Origin of the sequence: Undibacterium umbellatum, assembly GCF_014284125.1 — a bacterium.
GTDB lineage: Bacteria > Pseudomonadota > Gammaproteobacteria > Burkholderiales > Burkholderiaceae_D > Undibacterium > Undibacterium umbellatum.
This window is the reverse complement of record NZ_JACOFX010000053.1, coordinates 1-1,320: the sequence shown is the minus strand read 5'-3', so window position 1 is coordinate 1,320 and position 1,320 is coordinate 1. Positions and strand designations below refer to the sequence as shown.

Here is a 1,320-nt window from a genome sequence, read left to right as displayed (position 1 = left end):
TCACTAGTGTCCCAACGTTTTCACATCAGGGGTTCGTAAGTCAATGATTTGTTTGCACAAATTGATGTTTTTATCTGGTCTCGATTTGAACGTCGAGGTGCAGAATTGGAGCTTTTTGCGAATATCCGCCAAAGGCTCCTATGCATCAGGGCAAACTCGTTTTCTCGCAGGTCATGACGTATTTGCCACTGACTACCTTTCGACGATGTGTAGCAGCCCACAGGGGCGAGCACAAGGTCAAGGATTTTTCCTGTCTGGATCAATTCTTCGCCATGGCATTTGCGCAGTTGACCTATCGAGAATCGTTGCGCGATATCGAAGTCAATTTGCGCGCCCAATCCCATCGGCTGTACCACATGGGGTTTCGTTGCGCGACGATTTCCCGCAATACGTTGGCCAATGCAAACGCTACGCGCCCCTGGCAAATCTACGCCGATCTGGCGCAACATCTGATTGCAATGGCGCGTCCGTTGTACGCCAGCGAGCCGTTTGGCGTGGACCTCGATGCAACGGTATATGCGTTCGATGCCACTACCATCGACCTGTGCTTGTCTGTTTATCCGTGGGCGCCTTTCCGGTCCGCCAAGGCGGCAATCAAGTTGCACACGCTGCTGGACCTGCGCGGCTCTATTCCCAGCTTCATTCATATCACCGACGGCAAGACCCACGAGGTCAATATTCTCGACGATCTGGTCATCGAGCCAGGAGCATATTACCTGATGGATCGCGGCTATCTGGACTTCGCCCGGCTGTACAGCTTGCATGCGACGGGGGCCTTTTTTGTCACCAGAGCAAAAAGCAATACCAAGTTCAAGCGCCGGTACTCGCATCCAGTCGATCGAGCGACGAGCAACGTTATTTGCGATCAAACGGGTGTGCTTCCACTCTTCTACGCAAGCAAGGACTACCCGGCGAGTTTGCGTCGTGTTGTCGTCAAGGACGACGCTGGCGAAAGGGTCACTTTTTTGACCAACAATTTCGCTCTCAAACCCGAGATGATTGCAGCGCTTTACAAGCAGCGCTGGCAGGTCGAATTGTTCTTCAAGTGGATCAAACAACATTTGCGTATCAAGACCTTTCTGGGAACCAGCGAGAATGCGGTGAAGACGCAGATATGGATCGCGGTCTGCACTTACGTACTCATCGCTATCGTCAAAAAACGTCTGCATTTGCCTCACAGTCTTTACGAAATTCTACAAATCCTGAGTCTCACCATGTTTGAAACAACGCCAATAAATCAACTACTTACGCCGTCATCGGGAAATCTCAATGACGATAATCAACCAAAACAGATGTCTCTCCTATGAGAAACGTTGGGAC

The 1,320-nt window shown here is 50.8% G+C and carries 1 protein-coding gene; it reads left to right on the top strand.

Translation table 11 applies throughout. The features are described from left to right. The first annotated feature begins 140 nt into the window (after positions 1-140). Positions 141-1,307, top strand: a complete 1,167-nt coding sequence (locus H8L47_RS29110) for an IS4 family transposase (protein ID WP_186957325.1) — start codon at positions 141-143, stop codon at positions 1,305-1,307. Positions 1,308-1,320 lie beyond the last annotated feature (13 nt).

What these genes read in the sequence shown, in the direction of transcription:
- H8L47_RS29110 (WP_186957325.1), top strand. Translation starts at nt 141, where the DNA reads ATGCATCAGGGCAAACTCGTTTTCTCGCAGGTCATGACGTATTTGCCA.